Here is a 1,633-nt window from a genome sequence, read left to right as displayed (position 1 = left end):
AAAAACACGGATTTCGTGTCCGAACTTCATTTGGAGGCACCCTGTCATGCAGATCGTCGTGAGTGGAAAGAACATCCACCTCTCCCAGGCTCTGAAAGATTACGCGGAAAAGAAGCTGGCCTCGATCAAGAAGTATTTTGATCACATCATCGAAGTCGACGTGAACCTCTCGACGGACGATGTCCGCGATCAGACTCGCAGCAAGGTCTGCGAAGTCACTGTCTGGGCCAACGGCATCGTGCTGCGCGGCAAGAAGGCCTCCGAAGACCTGTATGCCTCGATCGACATGGTCGCCGACAAGATCGAGCGCCAGGTCAAGAAGCACAAGGAGAAGCTCAAGGACGTTCCCCGCCGCCAGACCGACAAGAAGGAGCTGGCCGCCGTCCATTCGATTCTTTCGCTTGACACCGGCAAGAAGGCGAAGAAGGAGATTGTCGCCCAGGAAACGAGCGGTCGTGCCGAGCGCTCCGAGCATCGCATCGTGCGCAGCGGCACGTTCTCGATCAAGCCGATGTTCGCCGACGAGGCCGCCGAGCAGCTCGACCTGCTCAAGCAGGAGTTCTACGTCTTCTCGAACGCCGAGACCAATCAGATCAACGTCATCTACAAGCGCACTGACGGCAACTTCGGGCTGATCGAGCCCGAGTTTTGATCCCGATTTCCCCGCAGCGGGCGCCGCAGGAGGCACTTTGGAGCTCACCGAATTCATATCACCCCAGCTGATCAAGCTGGAACTCTCCTCCACTCAGAAGGTCGATGCGATCAAGGAACTGATCGACCTGCTGGATAAAGCCGGGTTTCTCACCGACGCCGACGCGTTCCTCAAGTCGGTGCTCGAGCGTGAGAAGGTCGGTTCCACGGGAATAGGCAAGGGTATTGCCATTCCGCATTCCCGCACGACGACGGTCCGGGAGGTCGTGGTGGCGGTCGGCCGCTCGAAGAACGGCATCGAGTTCGAAGCCCTCGACAGCAGGCCCGTTCACCTCATCTTCCTCATCGCCGCGCCCATCGAGTCCGGCGGGCTCTACCTGAAGGCGCTGGCGCGGCTGTCGCGGCTCCTGCGCTATCAGGAGTTCCGCGGCGAGCTGATGGAAGCCAAGACCGAGGAAGACATCATCAAGATCATCTCATCCGAAGAGAAATGACCGCCGCGTATCCTCGGCCGGACATCCGGCATACGGCAAGATAGACGCAGGACAGGGCGCGGACCCCGACCAGGGGCCGCGCCCTGATTCTTGGAAAGGCATCAGGGTTCAGGCATGTTCGACTGGCTGTTCAGGTTCATCCGCTACTTCATTCCCGATTTCAACGCGCGCGAGATCGAACGGCTGACGCAGATCCTCGAAGCCGTCAACGAGGAAGCGGACCGCTTCTCGAAGATGTCGGACGCCGAGCTGCGGCAGATGACCGTGAAGTTCCGCGAGCGGCTGTTCGACGGCGAAGAGCTTGACGACATCAAGGTCGAGGCGTTCGCCGCCGTTCGCGAGGCGTCCACACGCATCCTGCGCATGCGGCATTTCGACGTGCAGATCATCGGCGGCCTGGCGCTGCACGAAGGCCGCATCGTTGAGATGAAGACGGGCGAAGGCAAGACCCTCGTCGCGACGCTTCCGCTGTATCTGAACGCCCTCGA

The 1,633-nt window shown here is 60.0% G+C and carries 3 protein-coding genes; all 3 read left to right on the top strand.

The features are described from left to right. Positions 1-46: 46 nt before the first annotated feature. A complete protein-coding gene (gene raiA, locus PLU72_20285) occupies positions 47-652 on the top strand; it encodes a ribosome-associated translation inhibitor RaiA (protein HOT30523.1) in 606 nt (201 codons plus the stop codon). 37 nt (positions 653-689) lie between these two features. Next, positions 690-1,145 carry a PTS sugar transporter subunit IIA gene (locus PLU72_20280; protein HOT30522.1) on the top strand — a complete coding sequence of 152 codons (456 nt, stop codon included), beginning with the start codon at positions 690-692 and terminating at the stop codon, positions 1,143-1,145. Between the two features lie 126 nt (positions 1,146-1,271). Continuing rightward, positions 1,272-1,633: preprotein translocase subunit SecA (locus tag PLU72_20275; GenBank protein HOT30521.1), on the top strand; the 362-nt coding region annotated here is incomplete at its 3' end.

This window comes from Candidatus Ozemobacteraceae bacterium, assembly GCA_035373905.1.
Taxonomy (GTDB): domain Bacteria; phylum Muiribacteriota; class Ozemobacteria; order Ozemobacterales; family Ozemobacteraceae; genus MWAR01.
Note: the sequence above shows the minus strand (reverse complement) of the source record. Positions and strands in the feature narration are given on the sequence as shown.

Excerpts from the sequence above, each read along its gene's own strand:
- raiA (HOT30523.1), top strand. The coding sequence starts at position 47 with ATGCAGATCGTCGTGAGTGGAAAGAACATCCACCTCTCCCAGGCTCTG.